Annotated in this window: 1 pseudogene; it reads right to left on the bottom strand. The window is 61.2% G+C overall.

From position 1 onward, the window contains the following. Nucleotides 1-1,413: pseudogene (locus BLT65_RS46210) on the bottom strand (IS701 family transposase); the annotation flags it as partial. Between the last annotated feature and the right edge of the window lie 85 nt (nt 1,414-1,498).

Raw genomic sequence — 1,498 nt, forward strand, 5'->3', positions numbered from 1 at the left:
TCTTACTGTGTCATAAAATAAAGGCGTCTTCCCAGACTTCGGCAGCATGGACACGCGTCGAGCCCGGCGACCAGCCGGACCGTAAGTTCGTAGCGGATGGTGGCAATCGAGTCAGCCGTGTGGCGCTGTGCGCGCCGGACTTCCCCGCGCAATGTAATCGTCGGGAACTGCAGGTGTCTGGCGTGCTGCGAAGTTTTTTTTGGCGCTGACCGGGGTACCGGTAGCGAGACGCTCTGAGAGCAGGAACCCGTAGGCCGCGATCGCCAGTGCGGCGTGGTGGTGAAACCCACGCCATCCCCGGCCTTCGTAGTGTCCCAGCCCCAGCTCCTGCTTCAGATCCTGGTAATCACGTTCGATACGCCAACGCATGTGTGCATGCGCCACGAGTTGCTCCAGCGCAGTATCAGCCGGCAGGTTGGACAGATAGTATTTCAGCGGGTCAGCGTCGCCGGCGGCCCACTCGATGAGCAGCCATTGCTCGGGGCGCAACCTCGCCTTGCCGGTATTGCCGCCCGCGTGACGCACGCGCACCGCGGCGAAACGTCCGCTGAGTGTTTCGTTCGAACCCTCCCGCCAGCTGAGCGTGGTGAAGGCAGTAGCAGGCAGTGAATGCGCCAGGTCCTTCACGTTCACCGGTTGTCGGGCGCGTGTGCGGCGCGGTACCACAGGCGGGCGGCCCATGCCGCCATACGGTTTGGGCGGCAATGGTTCGACGCCCGGTGGCCAGACCACGAGAGCCGAGGTGATGCCGACCACATAAGGCAATCCCAGTTCGTCCAGACGTTGCCGGAAGGCGTTGTCTATTCCGTAGCCCGCATCGGCCAGCACGCAATGTCGGGGCGCACCCGCAGCCAGCAGGGCCTCGATCTGTCGCAAGGCAATCTGCACCTTCGTCTCAAACCCGATCTGCGCGGGAATGCCGGCTTTCTCGCGCCGCTCATCATCCTCTGCCCATTCACGCGGCACATAGAGCTGCCACGCAACCGGAATGCTGGCCTGCTCGCAGGCCAGTGACACGCTGACCGCGACCTGGCAATTATCCTGTTTGCCCAGCACTCCGCAGTACTGACGCGCCACACCTACGGAATGGCGGCCCTTCTTTGGAAATCCCGTGTCGTCCACGATCCAGAAGCCGCCACCGGAGAAATCCATCCGCGGCACGACCCACTGGCTGACCCGGCAAAGTAGCTCGTCGTCCGACCAGTCGGCCTTGGCCACGAAGTGGTGCAATGCCTGATGCCGCGCGCTGGCGTGAAGCGGATCCACGCTTGCGGCCATTGGTTCGACACTCTTGCGTGTCAACGGCAACATCAGGCCTGTGCAGTAAGCCTTCAGTCCTGAGTGGCGATCCGCATGACCCAGGCCGCCAGCCAGATGTTCAATGTACTGCTCAAACCGCCTTTGCGCATCCATTGCTTCTCGCTCTATGCCTGGGTATCCTCATTATATGTAGGTAAACAAGCAATATCACAATTGTTATTTTTATGACACAGTAAGA

It is taken from the genome of Paraburkholderia steynii, assembly GCF_900100565.1.
GTDB classification, from domain to species: Bacteria; Pseudomonadota; Gammaproteobacteria; order Burkholderiales; family Burkholderiaceae; genus Paraburkholderia; species Paraburkholderia terrae.